Source organism: Billgrantia bachuensis (assembly GCF_011742165.1).
Taxonomy (GTDB): Bacteria; Pseudomonadota; Gammaproteobacteria; order Pseudomonadales; family Halomonadaceae; genus Halomonas; species Halomonas bachuensis.
This window is the reverse complement of the sequence record NZ_JAAQTO010000030.1, coordinates 50,046-67,293: the sequence shown is the minus strand read 5'-3', so window position 1 is coordinate 67,293 and position 17,248 is coordinate 50,046. Positions and strand designations below refer to the sequence as shown.

Below are 17,248 nucleotides of genomic sequence, written 5' to 3'. Positions count from 1 at the left end.
GTCATGAAGACGCAGTACTATACGGCGACGAGCCTCGACGGCTTCATCGCTACCGAAGACGATTCCCTGGACTGGCTCTTCCCGTTGGGAGACATCAACGATACGAGCTACTCCGCCTTCTTTGCAGAGGTCGGGGCGCTGGCCATGGGCTCCACCACCTACGAGTGGATGCTGCGCCATTCGGAGAAAGTTGCCGAGGCAACCGGGTCGCCATGGCCCTATACGCAGCCAACCTGGGTCTTCACGAGCCGCAAGCTACCGAGCATCGAAGGTGCGGATATTCGCTTCGTGCAGGGCAGCGTCGCGCCCGTTCATGCCGAGATGGTGCAAGCAGCTGGCGGGAAGAACCTCTGGATCGTGGGCGGTGGCGATCTAGCGGGCCAATTCTATGATGCCGGCCTGCTGGACGAAATCCTCGTGCAGGTGGGCTCGGTCACCTTGGGCAGCGGCAAGCCGCTGTTTCCACGCCGTATCACCAACCCGCCGCTGGAGCTGGTCTCCGTCCGCCAGGTGGGCACGGGCTTTGCGGAGCTGTGCTACAGGGTGCCGTAAGCCAGCGTTCCACCAGGCTCGCTGATGAATGATCTAGCTCTTGGGTCACTCATATAAGCCACATTGAGCCGGATCCAGGGTGAATCATCGCCCTCAGGCAGGAACAAGTGCCCTGGCGACAGCGTAATGCCCATCCGACGGGCTTGGTCGACGAGCTGGGCCGATGAGTCGGCTGCGGGATGGCGTGCCCAGACAAACATACCGCCTGCCGGCTCGATGAAGACTTCCCAGCCGGCGCGCTTTAACAGGGTGAGCGCCGAGGCCATCTGCTCCGAGAGCTTGCTCCTGAGGCGTTCCGTCAATTTCCTGTAGCTGCCGTTCTGGAGCATGGTGGTTACGACTTGTTCGGCAAAGCGGGAGGAAGAAATGCTGGTCAGCATCTTGATATCGACAAGAGGCTTGAGCAGAGGCTGCTTGGCAATGATGAAGCCGACGCGCAACGACGAGGTAAGACTTTTGGAGAAACTGCTCAGATAAATGACACGATCCAGGCCATCCAAAGCGGCTAGGCGGGTACTGGGTTCCAGCTGGAAATCGGCATAAATATCATCTTCGACAATCTGAAAGTCATGGGCTTCGGCCAATTGCAGAATGCGATGGGCGATGGCAGGTGCCAGAGTAGAGCCTGTGGGGTTATGAAAAACGCTGTTGATGAAAAACAGCTTCGGATTATGCTGGGCGAGCAATGCTTCCATGCGGTCGATATCGGGGCCATTTTCCAGGCGAGGAACGCCGATGACATGTATACGCTGCAAGCGTAGTAAGCCAATGAGATTGTAATAACCCGGCGATTCGACGAATACCACATCCCCGGGTTCGAGTAGAAAACGCACAAGAAGATCCAGCGAATGGCTGCCACCACCAGTCATTAGTATCTGGCTAGCGTCGGCCGTGATGTTCAACAGCCGCACGCGCTCCTGGATCAATCCGCGCAGATCCAGCGGGCCCAGTGGCGTACTGTAGTCGAAGATGCCCGAGCGACTTTGTCTCGCGACTTGGCGAATGGCATAGGTCAGGTCATCGCCTTCACGCCAGTGGTTGGGTAACCAGCCGCAGCCGAGTTTCAAGTGATCTTCATCAGCCTGGAAGAGACTCCACATATCGTTCGTGAAATCTTCCAGTTGGCTCGGTGCCGCATTCACTTTGGCAAGGGCCGTCTGCGCCGTAGCCGCAACATAAAACCCCGAGCCAGGCCTTGAACGTACCAGCCCTTGGGCCATCAGCCGTTCGTAGGCTTCGATGACGACATTTCGGCTGATGCCATGTTCCGCGGCCAAGCGTCTAATCGAAGGTAAGCGGCTTCCACCACCGCCGCCGTTGCGCCCGATCCATCCCACCAGGCTTTCGACCAGCTGTTCTACCAGAGGCTCGTTCGAATGCTTATCCAATTCCAACTTCATCATCGGTACGCCCCACGGTAACCGTACAAGAAAATCCTGGAACAGCTTCTCGAAAAGCAGCGAGATCGTACCTTTCCATGCGTGGCACGAAGATGCAATTGTCCTTCACGCGGCTGACCTGAAGCCCGCGTTTTTTCCACATGCATCATGAGCCCCTGACCATGCGCCGATCCCAACCCATTCGACTCGCCTTCGCCCTCTGCGTGATTACAACGGCAGTCAACCTGCAAGCGCCCCTTTACGATGCCTTGGCAGCGCGTAGCGGAGCCGGCGTGGGCGCCACGACCGTTGCGTTTGCCTGCTATGTGGTCGGCATTCTGCCGGTGCTGCTGGGCTTCAATGGGCTTGCCGAACGGGTAGGGCGCAAACCGTTGATCGTCACTGCGCTGATGCTGTGCCTGGCTGCTACGGCGTTAACTCTCGCTATGCCTGGCTTGGTTACCCTGGGTATCGCGCGCTTCATGATGGGCATCGGCACGGCGCTGACATCGGCAGTGGCACCCACCTATATGGCCATGCTGTTCGAGAGAGAGGATAGCCGGGTTCCGGCCAACTGGGTTACGGCCAGTACCGCACTGGGATTTGGACTAGGTGCGGCCGTTACCACTTTGTTCGTGCTACACACGCCGAGCCTGACGCCACCTAGCTTGTGGCTCTATCTGGGAGCCGCTTCGTTGGCACTACTGCTGGTGCTGACGCTCAAGAATGATTCTTCACGGCGGGCTGGGGCCGAGATGTTGCGTTTGCCAACCTATCCCCCCGGGGCCCTCGGCTATGGGCTCGCCATCTTGTTGGCATGGGCAACCGTGGGGCTGGTCATCGCGACCCTGCCTTCCACCCTGGCCCAGCATGGCCTATCGGGCTGGGCCGGCTTCGCGACTTTCGGTGTCTGCAGCTGTGGTGTGCTCTTCCAGCCATGGGCAAGAAAGTTGGCTCCGCAGAAGGCCACTCAGTTGGGCCTGATCATCTTGCCCTTGGCGTACGCATTGATCGCCTGGGGAGCCTTGCGGGGAGATTTGGTGGCGGTGTTGCTGGGTACCGTCGCGGCAAGCAGCGCCTGCTATGGTTTCATCTACCTGGGTGGGCTGAGTGGCGTACTCGACTTGGCGGCGGAGCATCCCGCCCGGGCAAGCGCCGGCTACTTCCTGATGGCCTACCTCGGCTTCAGCATTCCCGTTATCACCACAGGAATCCTGGTCGATGCTTTCGGCCATGCCGCTGCGCTGGGGATCTTTGGTCTGGCACTACTTGGCGGTGTGGCTATGGCGCTCGGCATTCTCCAGCGCGGACGAATTTTAGCCGCAGGGCACTCCAACAACGTATGCCAAGCAAGTAAGCACTGACTGGAGGGAGCTCAGTGTACGACGAAACAGCGTCGACTTGGCGCTCGCTCGCGCGCACTGCTTGGGCGCTTTCATGCGAGCCGCCAATATGAAGGCCCTCAGACCATCAATGTCCGGTTGTGCTCCAGCTGACGCTGGGCTTCGGCCAGCGTGTGGGTTTTGCCACTCCAAGGCAGACGCTCGCCTGCCTGGCGGAGGTGGTACTCGATCTGGCATCGGTCTTCGTCGTCCAGGATCTCGTAGCGGTGGATCTGGTCGCCGAACTCGTTGCACCACCAGTTGTCAGGGAGTTGGGTCCAGCTCATGGCGTCACCTCCACTGGCGCATCAACGCCAGGATTCTCCAGTTCACCACAGCGCGCTTGCGCTCGGCTTTGATCTCGTCTGCTCGGCGGGCTTCATGGCGCCAAAGCGCCTCTCCATCCACTAGGCACTGCCCGAGTCGTCGCCGATCAGATACATTAATCGTGCATTTGGTAACATTAAGTTGCATTTAGCCTAGTATAAGGTTTATCGGCTTGCCCATCCCAATCTTGAGCTTTTTTTGCGAGGCCTTAGAAGGGTACAGCCGCGCTGGCGTGGGGCCACGCCGTGGCCTCCGCGCAGAGCGCCAAGCCTCTACCCTCTACCCTCTACCCTCAGGTAGGGTGATTCAAAATAGCGTCGATTTCCGCTGTATCGAAATAGAAGGGCGTACCTTCAATCAGTAATCCGTTCTCAAACCTCAATATTTGTGAAAATGGCTGAGTGATTGAAATTCCGCTTGCTCGGGCTGTCAGATGCAAGGTGCTTGACACGTACAGCTTGGCTGGGGAACCAGCACAACTCAGATCCTCCACTGCCACCTTGCTGAATGCTCTGTTCATTTGCTGCATCAACCCGGCGATACCTTCCAAGCCTATCCAGTCGCCTGAGTACGGGAGTGATGTAGGCTCGTGGACGACAACATCGGGGTGAAAAGCATCCGCTAATAGGCGAACGTCTTTTGACTCCGATTGCATAAAAGCCATCTCCACCTGGAACATCCTTTCGAGCATCTGCATAGTGGTAAGCGATTCTTCTTGGCTGATTTTCATAGCGCCACCTCGGCTGTATATGAATGACAATAAGAAAATACTGGCCTCGCCAAGGGAGCGACTATCCGTTTATTGCCACCAAATTGTGAAGCCGCAGCACGGATTGGTAATACTGACAGGTTACTGTTGGGGCTGCGGTCATGATGCTCCGCTGACCTCTCGGGTGCCGAGGCTGAGCCAAGCGGCGCTACCGTAGCTCACGGCAGGTTAGTAAGCACTGACTGGAGGGGTTGGTCTCGCTTCGCTATGCTGAGGCGAAATCGACGGCAGGGAATCAGCCATGTTGATCGAGGTAATAAGAAACACGCCGCGCTGGGTATTTCTGCTCTTCATCGTGTTGCTCTTCACCGGCTACCGATCCAATAGACACCACACGTAAGCACTTTCAACTATCGAAGGCAAAAGTCTACGGAGCACCACATGCCAGTCGTTACCACAATCGAATTCCCCGGCGTTACCCAAGTACAGTATGAGACGCTCGGAGACAGTCTTTCCTCGAGAGGAGCGCCAGAGGGCATTCTCTATCACGCATGCGGCCCTGTTGCCGGCGGTTGGCGCATCGCGGATGTTTGGCGCTCTGCAGAAGACTTCGACAGGTTTGTGGATGGAACGCTTCTGCCGGCGGCGCGCGCACTGGGGCTTCCCGGGCCGGTCCGGCGAGAGTACTTCCCGGCGCATCATGCCGGGCAAGTTGCCGAGTGATGGACCATGCACTCCTTTTACCGGGTTCGCTGACTAAGAGTGGAATCGATGAAAAACGCCAGAGCGTTCTGGAACAAAAGTGCTGCGCGCTACGCCAAGAGCCCCATTCGCAACGTGAGCGCGTACGAAAAGAAGCTCGCCATCACCCAGGAGTACTTTCGGCCCGATTCGGCCGTGCTGGAGTTCGGTTGCGGCACGGGGAGCACGGCGATCATTCATGCGCCTCACGTCAAGCATATCGTCGCCATCGATATCTCCGATAAGATGCTGGAGATCGCCGAGCAGAAGGCCCGTGATGCCGGCGTCGAGAATATCTCCTTCCGGCAAGGTACCTTGGAAGAGGTAGAGCTGGCGGAGGCGAGTTTCGATGCCGTGCTGGGGCTCAATATCCTGCACCTGCTCGAGGACCTGGAGGCGACGCTGGCCAGGGTGCACGGCCTGCTCAAACCCGGCGGCGTGTTCGTCTCCAGCACCGTTCTGGTAGGCGACATCAACGTCCTGTTTCGTATGGCGATCCCTCCCATGCAGCTGCTGGGGCTTGCTCCCTATGTGAATCGCTTTGGCAAGCAGGCCCTGGTCGATAAGCTGAACGATGCGGGGTTCTCCATCGAGCGGGAGTGGCAGCCCGGAAAGGCGACGGTATTCATCGTAGCCAGGAAGAGCGCTTGACCTTGACGGTGCTATCTTGATGAAGATCTCGCTGCTGGCGAAGCGGTCGTCGAGCGCTACTTCCACGAGTTGACATCAAAAGTCGGGAGCACGTCCGTGAAAACCTTCGTGGCCCATATTCGCCCCGCGGTCGAGGCCGACTTGGCCGATATTCGGTCCTGTGCACATGAGGCCTATGCCAAATACGTCATGCGCATTGGCAGAGAGCCTGCCCCGATGCATGCCGACTTTGCAAGCCAGATAGGCCAAGGCAGCGTCGATGTTGCTGCCTGCGTATCGAAGATCGCCGGCTTCGTTGTGTTCTATCCGGCAGGCGACCACATTCTCCTGGAAAATGTTGCAGTGCTGCCGGCGTACAGTGGCCGCGGTATCGGGAGGCGCTTGATCGAACACGTTGAGCGTGCCGCCAGGGAAGCGGGTTATGGGGCCGTTGAGCTCTATACGAATGAAGCCATGACGGAGAACTTGGCCATGTACCCAAAGCTAGGGTACGTCGAGGTCGGTCGCAGGCGTGAAGCGGGTTTCAACCGCGTATTCTTTCGCAAGCGGCTCTAGCTGGCGGGTCGCCAATCTCAGTATAAATGTCACCCTATATCGGCTTCTGTCAGGCATGTAAGTTATGGCTTACATGCCGTAAGCCTTCACCCATACCTACGCGACCAAGGTCAAAATTCAGGCTCGTTACGTAGATTTACACGCAAGATGGCGTTAGCGTTGGGCTAAGCGAGCTGAACCAATGGCCCTGCGCCGGACCAGAGCGAGACGCGCCTTGCACTACACCTCGATCTTCTTTGAAGCCATACGCCCCCTGTTGTGGCTCCTCCTCGTCGCTCTGTCGCTCGGCCTCCTCAAGTCTCGCTGGTTCAAGGGCCTGTTCGGCGAGGCCTTCGTCAAGCTAATCGCCAAGGTGCGGCTGCCGGCGAATGAGTACCGGGGCGTTCACAACGTCACGCTCCCCACGCCCGATGGCACCACCCAGATCGACCACATCTTGGTCTCCCGCTACGGCATCTTCGTCATCGAAACCAAGCATATGACAGGCTGGATCTTCGGCAGCGCGAAGCAGGCGCAGTGGACCCAGAAGATCTACCGCAAGACCTTCAAGTTCCAGAACCCGCTGCGCCAGAACTACAAGCATGTGAAGGCTCTGGAAGCCATGCTAGACGTGCCGTTGGAAGCCATCCACTCAGTGGTGGTCTTCTCCGGCAGCGCCGTCTTCAAGACCAGCATGCCGAACAACGTCACCCTCGGCGGCGGCTATGTGCGCTACATCAAGTCGTTCCGCGAGCCGGTGCTGAACGATTTTATCGCCATGGAGAACTTCCACGCCATTCTTGACGAGCGCGTGGACTGGGAGCAGGTCTATGGCCTGTAACAGCGTGTTCTGTGGCATCGTCGGGAGAGCGCCTAACAATTCGTCCACGCCGCTTCGCGGCGCGACTTAACTCAGGCGTCAGGAGAAGCTTTGGAATATCAACGAGCCCGCCTACAATATCAATTCAATAAACTCCGTCCAATTCGCGAGGGGGTTTACCCGCAGTACGGTGGAAACACTGAATTCGAATTATTTTCATTCTTTGAAATCTGCTATCACCTTAAAGACTGGGTGAAATATAGCCCAGAGTATTCTTCACTTAGCAATATTGAAAAATTCATAGAAAACAGCCCAGCGCTAAGAATCTGCGCCGACATATGCAACAGACTGAAGCATTGCAAGCTAACGAAAAAGCCCAGAAGTAAATCTGAACTCGGGATTTTTCAGCTTAAGTCGACCACAACAATTTTCCCGTACCCCGGCGGCGCACTAGAAAGCCTGGATGAAGCAAAAATAGTCACTGAACGTGGCGAGGAATGCTGCTTCACTCTTGCAAGCGAGTGCATGGCCGAATGGGAACGCTATTTTAAGGAAAGCGGGGTTTAGTGCATGCGTCCCCTAACAACTGGTTCAAATCGTTCGCTTCGCTCACTGGGACGGGTTAAACCCCGCCCCTTAACCAAATGTTGGGTGCTTATGCAAGCTGTCTACAAAGTACGGCTTATGTTCGAGTGGGGTGGTGGTTGCATATGGTGTGGTAATGATGCTGCACTCGAAAGTTTTGATGTTGGACCTATCGAAGAAAAATTATCGCTGTCAGAGGCAACGCTTCAAGAACTCGACATATTATCTACTTGGCACGACAAAGCGCTTAATTGGGAATATCCGCCTGACCCAAGTCCTTGGAGTCAGGAGGAATTTAAGGAGTTGAGGCGGCCGCTCTGTCCATGCTGGCAAAACTCCAAGCAGAGCTTGGGGCGGGTTTCGAGGTGGTTTATGAGCCAATTCCATGAATCAGCACCTAACAATCGCAGGCACCGCGACGGTTTTTTCGTTGCGGCTTCGCCTTCACTACAAAACCGCGCGTGCTTCGAGCGTCATGTGGGTATCGCCGAGTAACGAGCATGGATAAGTATTCCAAGATTGAAAAGTACGTTGTAGCGAGTGATGTTGGTAGTCGGGATGGAATCGGAATAGAGATTTATTCTGGCGACAGTATGCTTCTGGAAGTCTTTCGAGATGATACGAAAAAGACCAGAGAAGTGTCTCTTTATAAAAATGAACTCGATCTAGAGCTTGTAGAAGAAGCAATTGCGCTTTTCAAAAAGGAAATCCCGTGGGAGTTTCAAGAGTGAAACCGATGCACAAGTCACCACATAACAAGGCGCATCACGCGCAGCCTGCGGCTGCTGGGATGTCAAACGCTAACGCGTTTTTCCGCCCGTGTGCTTTGCGTTAAATCTATGAAAGAGCATTGAGGATATGAGCATAGCAAAGCGGATGTTGGAGGAAGAGCAGGAAAGAGGCTACAGCTCGAAAGAAGGAATCACTGTATGTATGGACTGCTTTGAGGAATACGGGTTAAGGCAGTTTATAGAAGATAATCAAACTGACTCATCATGCTCTTACTGCATGGTACAGGGAGAACATGTTGTTGCCTGCGAACTGGACCTGCTGATAGAGCATATCGTCTCAAGCATTCGTCTTGAGTGGGGGCATCCAGCAGATGAAGGCCTTCCTTATGAAACGCGAGAGGGGGGGTGGCAGTTTGCCCAGTGTATGACACCTGGGATTTGCTTGACGAAATCGGTTTGGGCAATGTGCACGGAGAGACTTACGAAGATATATGCGCATCTATCCATAACCAAGAATGGTGCGAGAAGGACCCCTATTCCCTGAGTATTGATAGGACGTTGTTTTTTGGGTGGCAGAGATTCGCTGACTTTGTCAAAAACAGAGCTAGGTACCTATTTCTAAGAACCAAAAATCCCGATTACGATGAACATCAGCATGATGGAATGGACCCAGTAAGCATTCTTGATGCTCTGGGTGAAATTATAAAATCTATTGGTTTGATTAAACCAATAGCCGTGGATCAAGAAATACGTCGCGTACGAATCACAGATCCGGAGAAGATCTTGAATTCTGCGAAAGACTTAGGCTCTCCTCCTACAGAATTCGCCACAATGGCTAACAGGATGAGCCCTGCCGGAATTCCAATGTTCTATGGTGCTTTCGATATTGATACCGCAATATTAGAAACCTACACACCCTGTACTTCAGATAAAAAAGTCACTTGTGGTGTTTTTAAGCCCACTAGAAATCTAACGGTAATTGATCTTTCCGCTACACCGTATGTTCCCAGCCTGTTCGATGAGCATGAAAGAGAAAAGCGCGATTACATGAAGTTTCTCTTTGATTTCATAGATGATTTTACTAAGCCAATAGAGAGAAACGACAGGGTGCATATTGATTATGTTCCAACCCAAATCGTGACGGAATATTTCCGCTACGTATTCGAAAGCGAAGATAATACTCCTATTGATGGAGTGATATATCCCAGCTCTAAAAATGAAGGAAAGCAAGCTATCGTTATTTTTGCAACTTCCGAGCAGTGTGCGGAAGCTGATGAATCCAAAACAGAAAGCAAGCTATTGAGGTTAGTTAGCATCGAGTCAAGTGACCTAAAAGGGGTTTAAAAAGTGCAGGCAAGGGACGCTCCTGACGTCGCGCCCCTGCTGCAAGCGTTCAGTTTCTGGGCTGAGCCACGTCTGGTGTGGATGGGGCTGAATTCTTATCTTGTCGGAGGGCATGGCTATGGTCGATGTGGTCTTGGAATCGACGATCAAGTGTCCAAACTGTGGCCACCAGAAAACGGAAACCATGCCTACAGACTCATGCCAGTATTTTTACGAGTGTGAGTCTTGCCATGCTTTACTGAAGCCTAAGCATGGAGACTGCTGTGTCTTTTGTTCATACGGCACAGTTCCGTGCCCACCGATTCAACAAGGATCAGGGGGGTGTGCTCCTGACCCATAACAAGTAGCAGCAGTAAGCGGTGGAGGTCCACGGCCCAAATCGACCACGCTCAGCTTCAACATTAGACACCACCATCCCCTGTCGATTTCTGCCAGCTCCATTCGACATTAGATTGCCACTCACAGCAAATCACCCACAGAAGGGAGCCGATCATGAAGCACATGGCAAAGAACACGATCTGCCTTTGGTACGACGGAGCCGCTGAGGAAGCCGCAAAATTCTATGCCGAGACCTTTCCCGATTCCTCGCTCGATGCAGTGCACCGCGCGCCTGGGGACTACCCCGCGGGGGAGGAGGGGAGCGTTCTGACGGTCGAGTTCACCGTACTGGGCGTGGCGTGCCTCGGGCTGAACGGCGGGCCTATGTGCAAGCACAGCGAGGCGTTCTCGTTTCAGGTGGCGACCGAGGACCAGGAGGAGACGGATCGCTACTGGAACGCCATCGTCGGCAATGGCGGCGAGGAGAGCCAATGCGGATGGTGCAAGGATAAGTGGGGCATCTCGTGGCAGATCACGCCGATTGCGCTGACGAAAGCATTCACCAGCCCCGACCGCGCCGCCGCCAAGCGGGCATTCGATGCCATGATGACGATGCGGAAAATCGACATCGCCAAGATCGAGGCCGCCTTTCGCGGTTGAGATGAGAAGGGGTTTACCCAAAGCCGCCGACGCTACCCAGCGTCGGCGGGTGATCAGCCATTGTCCCTCGGTGGTGTCCAAGCCGGTGCTTCGTCCACGGTTCGCCGTGCGTCCTCCCGCATGGCGTGCCCCAACGACTCTTCGAGCTTCATGAACAACTCCCCGTAGCGCGGGCTGAAGTGGATGCCTTCTTCGATATTGCGCCAAGCGTCGAACAGTTGGTCTTCGTGGGCTTTTTCGCTGGCGACAAAGGAGTCGGTCATCCGGCGGGCGCGTTGTGGGTGGACGCCCAGGGCGGTGAGGGCCTCGCCACCGAGTTCCAGGGCGGAGTAATAGGTTTCGCTCACCACGTCGTCGGCACCGGCTTCGCGCAATTCATAACCATGGCCGCGGTCGAAGGCGCGGGCCAGTATCCAGACCTCCGGGTAAAGCTGTTTTACATGGCGCACCAGGCTCACGGCCCGGTCGCGGTCGTCGATGGCGACGACCAGCAGGCGCGCCTCGGCAATGCCGGCGGTTTCCAGCAGTTCGACGCGGGTGGCGTCGCCAAAGTAGCTTTTCAGTTGGATGCGGCGCAGGTTTTCGATCTGATCCAGGGCATGGTCCAGGGCGACGCTGGGAATGTTGTTGGCGCGAAGCAAACGACAGACGATCTGCCCGAAGCGGCCGACCCCGGCCACGATCACCGGGGCACGCTCTTCTATCTCATCCGGCTCCGCTTCTTCATTGGATGCCTTCTGATAGCGCGGCAGCACCACCCGGTCATAGACAATGAACAACAGCGGCGTCAGGAACATGGACAGGGCCACCACCAGTGACAGCACCTGGGCGGTGTCCGCAGGAATCACCCGGTTCTGGGTGCTGTAGGTCAGCAGGACAAACCCGAACTCACCGGCCTGGGCCAGCCCGAGCGTGAACAGCCAGCCTTCGCTATCGCGGATGCCGAATGCGAAGGCCAGGCCAACCAGAATCAGCGCCTTGCCCACGATAACCGCCAGGGCGAGAAGAAGGACCGCATCCCAGGAATCCGCCAGCACCCCGAAATTGATCCCCGCGCCCACGGTAATGAAGAACAGCCCCAGCAGCAGCCCCTTGAACGGTTCGATATTGGCTTCCAGTTCGTGCCGGAATTCGCTGTTGGCCAGGACCACGCCGGCCAGGAAAGCGCCGAGCGCCGGCGACAGATTCACCAGGCTCATGAGTGCCGCGATGCCGATAATCAGCATCAGGGACGTGGCGGTAAACACTTCCCGCATACCGGACTGCACCACGTAGCGGAACAGCGGCCGGCTCAGGTAATGGCCGCAGACAATCACCAGCACGATCGCACCGACAACCACCAGCCCATGCGCCCAGCCCGGTAGGTTCTCAACCAGGCTCAGGCTGCTGTGCCCGTGCTCTGCGTCGGTACCGGAAATTCCCGGCACGGCCAGCAGCGGGATGACGGCCAGCATGGGAATCACCGCGATGTCCTGGAAAAGCAGCACTGAGAAGGCACTTCGGCCGCCTTCGGTTTTGACCAGACCCTTTTCGGTCAATGTCTGCAGGACGATCGCGGTTGAGGAGAGGGAGAAGAGAAACCCCACCGCCACGGCTGTTTGCCAGGGCAGGCCCAGGGACCAGGCAAAACAGGTGGCGGCGGCTGCGGTCAGTGTGACCTGCAGGCCGCCGAGACCGAGCAGGCGGACCCGCATGGCCCAGAGTGTTTTGGGGTCAAGCTCCATCCCCACCAGGAACAGCATCATGACCACGCCGAACTCGGCAAAATGCTGAACGGTAGCGGTCTCCTGGCCCACCAGTCCGGTCACCGGCCCTATGACCACACCGGCCACCAGGTAACCGAGTACCGACCCCAGCCCGAACCGCCTGGCCAGTGGCACCGCGACCACCGCCGCCACCAGGTAAATAAACGCTTGAACAAAGTAGTCTGTCATCAGAGTAGTCAGTCATGTCCGTGGGCCGAAAAGCAAATATTCGCACATCCAACCTTAGCCCAACGGTTGCATTCCGCTTCCGGTTCCGAAAACGGGAGTGACCTTCCCCCTGGCTTGGCTCCGCTAATAATTCTCCAGGTCAGTCACCGACATGAGCCAAAGCCGCCGACGCTTCCCCAGCGTCGGCGGCTTTTTCTTTTCTAAGTCCGCAACCTCACGCCTCGATCCACACCTCATCGCTCTTGAAGCTTACCTTCCAGGTGCGCAGCCGCACGCTGTCGTCTTCCAGGCATTGGCCGTCTTTCAGGCGGAAGTGCTGCTTGTAGATCGGCGTGGCGACGACGAGCTGGCCCTTGAGGTCGCCGACGATGCCGCGGGCGATAACGTTGGCGTTGGAGAAGGGGTCGTGGTGGTCCAGGGCGTAGAGTTCCTGCGCCTGGCCGGGCAGGTAGAAGACTGCCACTTGGGCCGGGCCTTCCGGGGTTTCCACCCAGGCGGCGACGCCGGAGTAGGGCACCAGGTCGGCGCGGGTGCAGAGTCGTTGCCAGGTCTGGGTCATGGTCTTCGCCGCAATTGCTGAACTCATTTCTTTTAATCTCCAGATACGTTTCAGGAAATCGGCGAGCGAGATGAAGCGCTAGGCGCGCGGCGGACCGAAGGCGAGACATAACGTGGGGTTAGGCGAGCCTTCGGGGTGCCGCGCAACAACGCGATTCGCTCGCGCAGCGATTTCCATTAGGCCGGCCGCAGCTGGCCGCGCTCGGTGGTATAGATAATGTCCGGGTCGGGTCGCGCGTCGTTGACGAAGCTGCGGAAGCGCTTGAGCTTCTCCGGGTCGCTGATGGCGTTGGCCCATTCGCACTCGTAGGTGTCGATCACGGCCTGCATCTGCCGGTCGAGTTCTTCGCCGATGCCGAGGCTGTCCTCGAGGATCACCTGCTTGAGGTAGTCGAGGCCGCCTTCGAGGTTCTCGCGCCACACCGAGGTGCGCTGCAGGCGGTCGGCGGTGCGGATATAGAACATCAGGAAGCGGTCGATGATGCGGTAGACCTGCTCGTCGTCGAGGTCGGTGGCGAAGAGTTCGGCGTGGCGCGGGCGCATGCCGCCGTTGCCGCACACGTAGAGGTTCCATCCGTTCTCGGTGGCGATAACGCCGATGTCCTTGCTCTGGGCTTCGGCGCACTCGCGGGTGCAGCCGGAAACGCCGAACTTGATCTTGTGCGGTGCGCGCAGGCCCTTGTAGCGGTGCTCCAGCTGGATCGCCATGCCTACGCTGTCCTGCACGCCGTAGCGGCACCAGGTGCTGCCCACGCAGGACTTCACCGTACGCAGCGACTTGCCGTAGGCGTGGCCGGTCTCGAAGCCGGCTTCGATCAGCTCGCCCCAGATCGCCGGCAGGTCCTCCAGGCGGGCGCCGAACAGGTCGATGCGCTGGCCGCCGGTCACCTTGGTGTAGAGCGCGTATTTCTGCGCCACCTGGCCCAGCACCACCAGCTTGTCGGGGGTGATCTCGCCGCCCGGCACGCGGGGAACGACGGAGTAGGTGCCGTTCTTCTGCATGTTGGCCATGAAGGTGTCGTTGGTGTCCTGCAGCGGGATGTGGGCCGCGTCGGTGATCGGCTCGTTGAAGCAGGAAGCCAGTATCGAGGCCACCGCCGGCTTGCAGATATCGCAGCCGAGTTTATGGGTCTCGGGATTGCCATGCTTCTCCATCAGCTCGCTGAAGGTCTTGATGCCCTCCACCCGCACAATGTCATAGAGCTCCTGTCGGGTATGGGCGAAGTGCTCGCAGATCGACTTGTCCACCTCCACGCCGCGGCTTTCGAGCTCGTGGTCCACCAGGTTCTTGAGCAGGGCGGCACAGCCGCCGCAGCCGGTGCTGGCCTTGGTGGCGCCCTTCACCGCGCCGAGGTCCACGGCGCCGGCGTCGATCGAGGCGCACACGTCGCCCTTGGTGACGTTGTGGCACGAACAGATGGTGGCGGTTTCCGGCAGGGCGTCCGGCCCCAGCGCGGGGGCGGCTTCGCCACCGGCGGGCAGGATCAGCGCGGCCGGGTCCTCGGGCAGGTCGATGCGGTTGGCGTAGTACTGCAGCAGGGTGTCGTAGTAGCTGTTGTCGCCCACCAGCATGGCGCCCACCACGCGCTTGCCGTCGCTGGAGACCACCAGCTTGCGGTACTGCTGCTTGATGGGGTCGAGGAAGCGGTACTGCCGCGCGCCGGGGGTGCGGTCGCCGTGGGCGTCGCCGATGGAGCCCACGTCGACGCCCATCAGCTTGAGCTTGGTGCTCATGTCGGCACCGGCGAAGGTCACGCCGCCTTCCAGTAGCGTGGAGGCGGCGGCCTTGGCCATCTGGTAGCCGGGGGCGACCAGGCCGAAGATGCTGTTGTTCCACAGCGCGACTTCGCCGATGGCGAGTATCGCCGGGTCGCTGGTCAGGCAGTTGTCGTCGATCACCACGCCGCCGCGCTCGCCCATCTCCAGGCCGCAGTCGCGGGCCAGTTCGTCGCGTGGGCGAATGCCGGCGGAGAAGACGATGAGGTCGGTTTCCAGCACCTTGTCGTCCTGGAACACCATGCGGTGGCGGCTGGCCTCGCCGTCGACGATCTCCTGGGTGGCGCGGCCGGTGAGCACCTGCACGCCCAGCGCCTCGATCTTCTCGCGCAGCAGTTCGCCGCCTTCGCTGTCGACCTGCATTGGCATCAGGCGCGGGGCGAATTCCACCACGGCGGTATCGAGGTTGAGCCCGCGCAGGGCGTTGGCGGCTTCCAGGCCGAGCAGACCTCCGCCCACCACCACGCCGGTGGTGGCGGTCTCGGCGGCTTCGCGAATGGCGTCGAGGTCCTCCAGGGTGCGGTAGACTAGGCAGCCTTCGCGGTCGTTACCGGGAATCGGCGGCACGAAGGGGTAGGAGCCGGTGGCCAGCACCAGGCGGTCGTAGGCGTAGCGGCCCTGGGATGTCACCACTTCGCCCTTGCCGCGGTCGATGGCGGTGACCGCCTCGTGCAGGCGCAGCTCGATGTCGTGCTCGGCGTAGTAGTCGGCGGTGGAGAGCGCCAGCGAGGCGGCGTCGCGACCGCTGAAGTACTCGGAGAGGTGCACGCGGTCGTAGGCCAGGTGGCGCTCCTCGCCGAACACTGTGACTTCATAGCGCTGCGTGGCGCCCTGTTCGACCAGCTGCTCGACCAGATGGTGGCCGACCATGCCGTTGCCGATGACGATCAGTTGCGGTTTAGCGGGCGTGTTCATGCGGCCTCCTTCGCGGGGCTTTGCGGTGATTCATTCAGGGCGTCGTCGAGCAGGAGTTGGGCGTCGGCGGCGCCGAGCAGCAGGGCCGGGCGGCAGGGGGTCAGGTCGCGGCCCGCCAGGGCCTGCTCGAAGTACCAGGGGCCGGAGGCGGTGTCGCCGTAGAGCACGGCGCCTTCCAGGCGGCCGTCGCGCAGCAGCAGGCGGCGGTAGTCGCCCTGCTGGGGATCGCGATAGCTGAGCACTTCATGGCCGCCGGGTTCGGGATCGGTGGGGCCGAAGGCGTAGAGCGAGACGCCGCTGACCTTGAGCTTGGTGGCGGTGGGCTTCTCGGTGTAGCCCTGCGCACCCTCGGCATCGGGCCGGCAGAGCCGCTCGGCCAGCACCTCGACTTGGCGCCAGATCGGCTCCACCAGGCCGTAGGTCTGGCCTTCGAACTCGCAGCACTCGCCCAGGGCGTGGATCGATGGATCGGAGGTGGTCAGCCACTCGTCGACGACCACGCCGCGGTTGACCTCGAGCCCGGCGCTGCGGGCAAGCGCCGTGTTGGGCACGATGCCGATGGCCACGACGACGCAGTCGGCGGCGAGCCGGGTGCCGTCGCCCAGAAGCGCGGCGCATACCTGGCCGTCGACGTCGGCTTCCAGCCGTTCGAGCTGGGCAGCTGTATGGATGTCGAGGCCGCGGCCGCGCAGCTCTTTCTCGAGCAGGCGCGCGGCGGTAAGGTCGAGCTGGCGATTCATCAGGCGGTCGTCGCGCTGCAGCAGGCTCACCTGCATGCCGCGTTTGCGCAGCCCTTCGGCCGCTTCCAGGCCGAGCAGGCCGCCGCCAATCACCACGGCATTGCTGCCTCGTTCGGCGGCGCGCGCCAGGGCGTCGGCATCGTTGAGGTCGCGGAAGACGTGAACGCCCGGCAGTTCGAGCCCCGGCACCGGCGGGCGGGCCGGATGGGAGCCGGTGGCCAGCACCAGGCGGTCGTAGTCGAGTTCACGGTCGGCATCGGTGGCCAGGCGCCGTGCGCTGCGGTCGATGGTCTCCACCCGCTCGCCCAGCACCAGCTCGATGCCCTGCTCGGCGTACCACGCGGCATCGCGCAGGGTCAGCGCCTCGCGCTCCATCTCGCCGGCCAGTAGCGGCGAGAGCAGAATGCGGTTGTAGGCCGGCGTCGTTTCAGCGCCGATCACGGTGATGCGAGCGGGTCGCTCCGGCCGGGCGAGGAGCGCTTCGACCAGGCGATGGCCGGCCATGCCGTTGCCGACGATGACCAGGTGTTCGCTGGGTGCCGTTGCGGGATGTCGCTGGCGCATGGCTGACAGCTCCTCTCGATGCTTAAGT

Annotated in this window: 18 protein-coding genes and 1 pseudogene; 12 read left to right on the top strand and 7 right to left on the bottom strand. The window is 59.1% G+C overall.

Going from position 1 to position 17,248, the window contains the following annotated elements:
• The first annotated feature begins 3 nt into the window (after nt 1-3).
• Nucleotides 4-552, top strand: coding sequence for a dihydrofolate reductase family protein (locus tag HBJ55_RS12080; RefSeq protein WP_167114861.1), 549 nt, complete (start codon nt 4-6; stop codon nt 550-552).
• Here the strand turns inward: HBJ55_RS12080 and HBJ55_RS12075 are convergent.
• Nucleotides 537-1,952: an aminotransferase-like domain-containing protein gene (locus tag HBJ55_RS12075; RefSeq protein WP_167114983.1), complete on the bottom strand. Its 1,416-nt coding sequence runs from the start codon at nt 1,950-1,952 to the stop codon at nt 537-539. The genes HBJ55_RS12080 and HBJ55_RS12075 overlap by 16 nt on opposite strands.
• Before the next feature lie 161 nt (nt 1,953-2,113).
• Here HBJ55_RS12075 and HBJ55_RS12070 point away from each other — a divergent pair, with 161 nt between their 5' ends.
• A complete protein-coding gene (locus HBJ55_RS12070; protein ID WP_167114858.1) occupies nt 2,114-3,295 on the top strand; it encodes an MFS transporter in 1,182 nt (393 codons plus the stop codon).
• A 98-nt stretch (nt 3,296-3,393) separates the two neighbouring features.
• On the opposite strand, the gene HBJ55_RS12065 is transcribed toward HBJ55_RS12070, so the two are convergent.
• Together HBJ55_RS12065 and HBJ55_RS12060 are read right to left on the bottom strand one after the other, a co-directional pair.
• Nucleotides 3,394-3,600: a hypothetical protein gene (locus HBJ55_RS12065; protein WP_167114855.1), complete on the bottom strand. Its 207-nt coding sequence runs from the start codon at nt 3,598-3,600 to the stop codon at nt 3,394-3,396.
• 332 nt (nt 3,601-3,932) lie between these two features.
• Complete coding sequence (locus tag HBJ55_RS12060; protein WP_206022549.1) at nt 3,933-4,370, bottom strand: nuclear transport factor 2 family protein; 438 nt, start codon at nt 4,368-4,370, stop codon at nt 3,933-3,935.
• Between the two features lie 750 nt (nt 4,371-5,120).
• On the opposite strand from HBJ55_RS12060, the gene HBJ55_RS12055 reads away from it, so the two are divergent.
• From HBJ55_RS12055 to HBJ55_RS12020, 10 genes and pseudogenes are all read left to right on the top strand, one after another.
• A complete protein-coding gene (locus HBJ55_RS12055) occupies nt 5,121-5,741 on the top strand; it encodes a class I SAM-dependent methyltransferase (protein ID WP_167114852.1) in 621 nt (206 codons plus the stop codon).
• 96 nt (nt 5,742-5,837) lie between these two features.
• Entirely contained in the window at nt 5,838-6,296 is a 459-nt protein-coding gene (locus tag HBJ55_RS12050) for a GNAT family N-acetyltransferase (protein WP_206022547.1), read from the top strand.
• Between the two features lie 214 nt (nt 6,297-6,510).
• Entirely contained in the window at nt 6,511-7,116 is a 606-nt protein-coding gene (locus tag HBJ55_RS12045; protein ID WP_206022546.1) for a nuclease-related domain-containing protein, read from the top strand.
• Between the two features lie 90 nt (nt 7,117-7,206).
• Nucleotides 7,207-7,662 (top strand): hypothetical protein, encoded by a 456-nt coding sequence (locus HBJ55_RS12040; protein ID WP_167114848.1) that lies wholly within the window; start codon nt 7,207-7,209, stop codon nt 7,660-7,662.
• A gap of 3 nt (nt 7,663-7,665) precedes the next feature.
• A complete protein-coding gene (locus HBJ55_RS22780; protein ID WP_495697506.1) occupies nt 7,666-8,175 on the top strand; it encodes an immunity protein CdiI family protein in 510 nt (169 codons plus the stop codon).
• Nucleotides 8,176-8,180: 5 nt separating this feature from the next.
• Nucleotides 8,181-8,411, top strand: coding sequence for a hypothetical protein (locus tag HBJ55_RS12035; protein ID WP_167114846.1), 231 nt, complete (start codon nt 8,181-8,183; stop codon nt 8,409-8,411).
• 127 nt (nt 8,412-8,538) lie between these two features.
• Nucleotides 8,539-8,984, top strand: a pseudogene (locus HBJ55_RS22715) (HEPN-associated N-terminal domain-containing protein); the annotation flags it as partial.
• A gap of 90 nt (nt 8,985-9,074) precedes the next feature.
• Nucleotides 9,075-9,755, top strand: a complete 681-nt coding sequence (locus HBJ55_RS12030) for an RES family NAD+ phosphorylase (RefSeq protein ID WP_277345652.1) — start codon at nt 9,075-9,077, stop codon at nt 9,753-9,755.
• Between the two features lie 112 nt (nt 9,756-9,867).
• The gene (locus tag HBJ55_RS22550) at nt 9,868-10,095 is read left to right on the top strand and encodes a GDCCVxC domain-containing (seleno)protein (protein ID WP_479688606.1); all 228 of its coding nucleotides are present in this window, start codon (nt 9,868-9,870) and stop codon (nt 10,093-10,095) included.
• A 152-nt stretch (nt 10,096-10,247) separates the two neighbouring features.
• Complete coding sequence (locus HBJ55_RS12020; RefSeq protein WP_167114842.1) at nt 10,248-10,733, top strand: VOC family protein; 486 nt, start codon at nt 10,248-10,250, stop codon at nt 10,731-10,733.
• Between the two features lie 53 nt (nt 10,734-10,786).
• Here HBJ55_RS12020 and HBJ55_RS12015 read toward each other — a convergent pair whose 3' ends face one another.
• The 4 genes from HBJ55_RS12015 to HBJ55_RS12000 form a co-directional block, all read right to left on the bottom strand.
• Nucleotides 10,787-12,667: a monovalent cation:proton antiporter-2 (CPA2) family protein gene (locus tag HBJ55_RS12015; protein ID WP_167114840.1), complete on the bottom strand. Its 1,881-nt coding sequence runs from the start codon at nt 12,665-12,667 to the stop codon at nt 10,787-10,789.
• A 214-nt stretch (nt 12,668-12,881) separates the two neighbouring features.
• Entirely contained in the window at nt 12,882-13,253 is a 372-nt protein-coding gene (gene nirD, locus HBJ55_RS12010; protein ID WP_167114838.1) for a nitrite reductase small subunit NirD, read from the bottom strand.
• A 149-nt stretch (nt 13,254-13,402) separates the two neighbouring features.
• Nucleotides 13,403-15,916: a nitrite reductase large subunit NirB gene (gene nirB, locus HBJ55_RS12005; protein ID WP_167114836.1), complete on the bottom strand. Its 2,514-nt coding sequence runs from the start codon at nt 15,914-15,916 to the stop codon at nt 13,403-13,405.
• On the bottom strand, nt 15,913-17,220 hold the full coding sequence (locus HBJ55_RS12000; RefSeq protein ID WP_167114834.1) for an NAD(P)/FAD-dependent oxidoreductase: 1,308 nt from the start codon (nt 17,218-17,220) through the stop codon (nt 15,913-15,915). The genes nirB and HBJ55_RS12000 overlap by 4 nt, the downstream gene beginning before the upstream one ends.
• Nucleotides 17,221-17,248 lie beyond the last annotated feature (28 nt).

Excerpts from the sequence above, each read along its gene's own strand:
- HBJ55_RS12080 (WP_167114861.1), top strand. The coding sequence starts at position 4 with ATGAAGACGCAGTACTATACGGCGACGAGCCTCGACGGCTTCATCGCT.
- HBJ55_RS12075 (WP_167114983.1), bottom strand. The coding sequence starts at position 1,952 with ATGAAGTTGGAATTGGATAAGCATTCGAACGAGCCTCTGGTAGAACAG.
- HBJ55_RS12070 (WP_167114858.1), top strand. The coding sequence starts at position 2,114 with ATGCGCCGATCCCAACCCATTCGACTCGCCTTCGCCCTCTGCGTGATT.
- HBJ55_RS12065 (WP_167114855.1), bottom strand. The coding sequence starts at position 3,600 with ATGAGCTGGACCCAACTCCCTGACAACTGGTGGTGCAACGAGTTCGGC.
- HBJ55_RS12060 (WP_206022549.1), bottom strand. The coding sequence starts at position 4,370 with ATGAAAATCAGCCAAGAAGAATCGCTTACCACTATGCAGATGCTCGAA.
- HBJ55_RS12055 (WP_167114852.1), top strand. The coding sequence starts at position 5,121 with ATGAAAAACGCCAGAGCGTTCTGGAACAAAAGTGCTGCGCGCTACGCC.
- HBJ55_RS22780 (WP_495697506.1), top strand. The coding sequence starts at position 7,666 with ATGCGTCCCCTAACAACTGGTTCAAATCGTTCGCTTCGCTCACTGGGA.
- HBJ55_RS12035 (WP_167114846.1), top strand. The coding sequence starts at position 8,181 with ATGGATAAGTATTCCAAGATTGAAAAGTACGTTGTAGCGAGTGATGTT.
- HBJ55_RS12030 (WP_277345652.1), top strand. The coding sequence starts at position 9,075 with ATGGACCCAGTAAGCATTCTTGATGCTCTGGGTGAAATTATAAAATCT.
- HBJ55_RS22550 (WP_479688606.1), top strand. The coding sequence starts at position 9,868 with ATGGCTATGGTCGATGTGGTCTTGGAATCGACGATCAAGTGTCCAAAC.
- HBJ55_RS12020 (WP_167114842.1), top strand. The coding sequence starts at position 10,248 with ATGAAGCACATGGCAAAGAACACGATCTGCCTTTGGTACGACGGAGCC.
- HBJ55_RS12015 (WP_167114840.1), bottom strand. The coding sequence starts at position 12,667 with ATGACAGACTACTTTGTTCAAGCGTTTATTTACCTGGTGGCGGCGGTG.
- nirD (WP_167114838.1), bottom strand. The coding sequence starts at position 13,253 with ATGAGTTCAGCAATTGCGGCGAAGACCATGACCCAGACCTGGCAACGA.
- nirB (WP_167114836.1), bottom strand. The coding sequence starts at position 15,916 with ATGAACACGCCCGCTAAACCGCAACTGATCGTCATCGGCAACGGCATG.
- HBJ55_RS12000 (WP_167114834.1), bottom strand. The coding sequence starts at position 17,220 with ATGCGCCAGCGACATCCCGCAACGGCACCCAGCGAACACCTGGTCATC.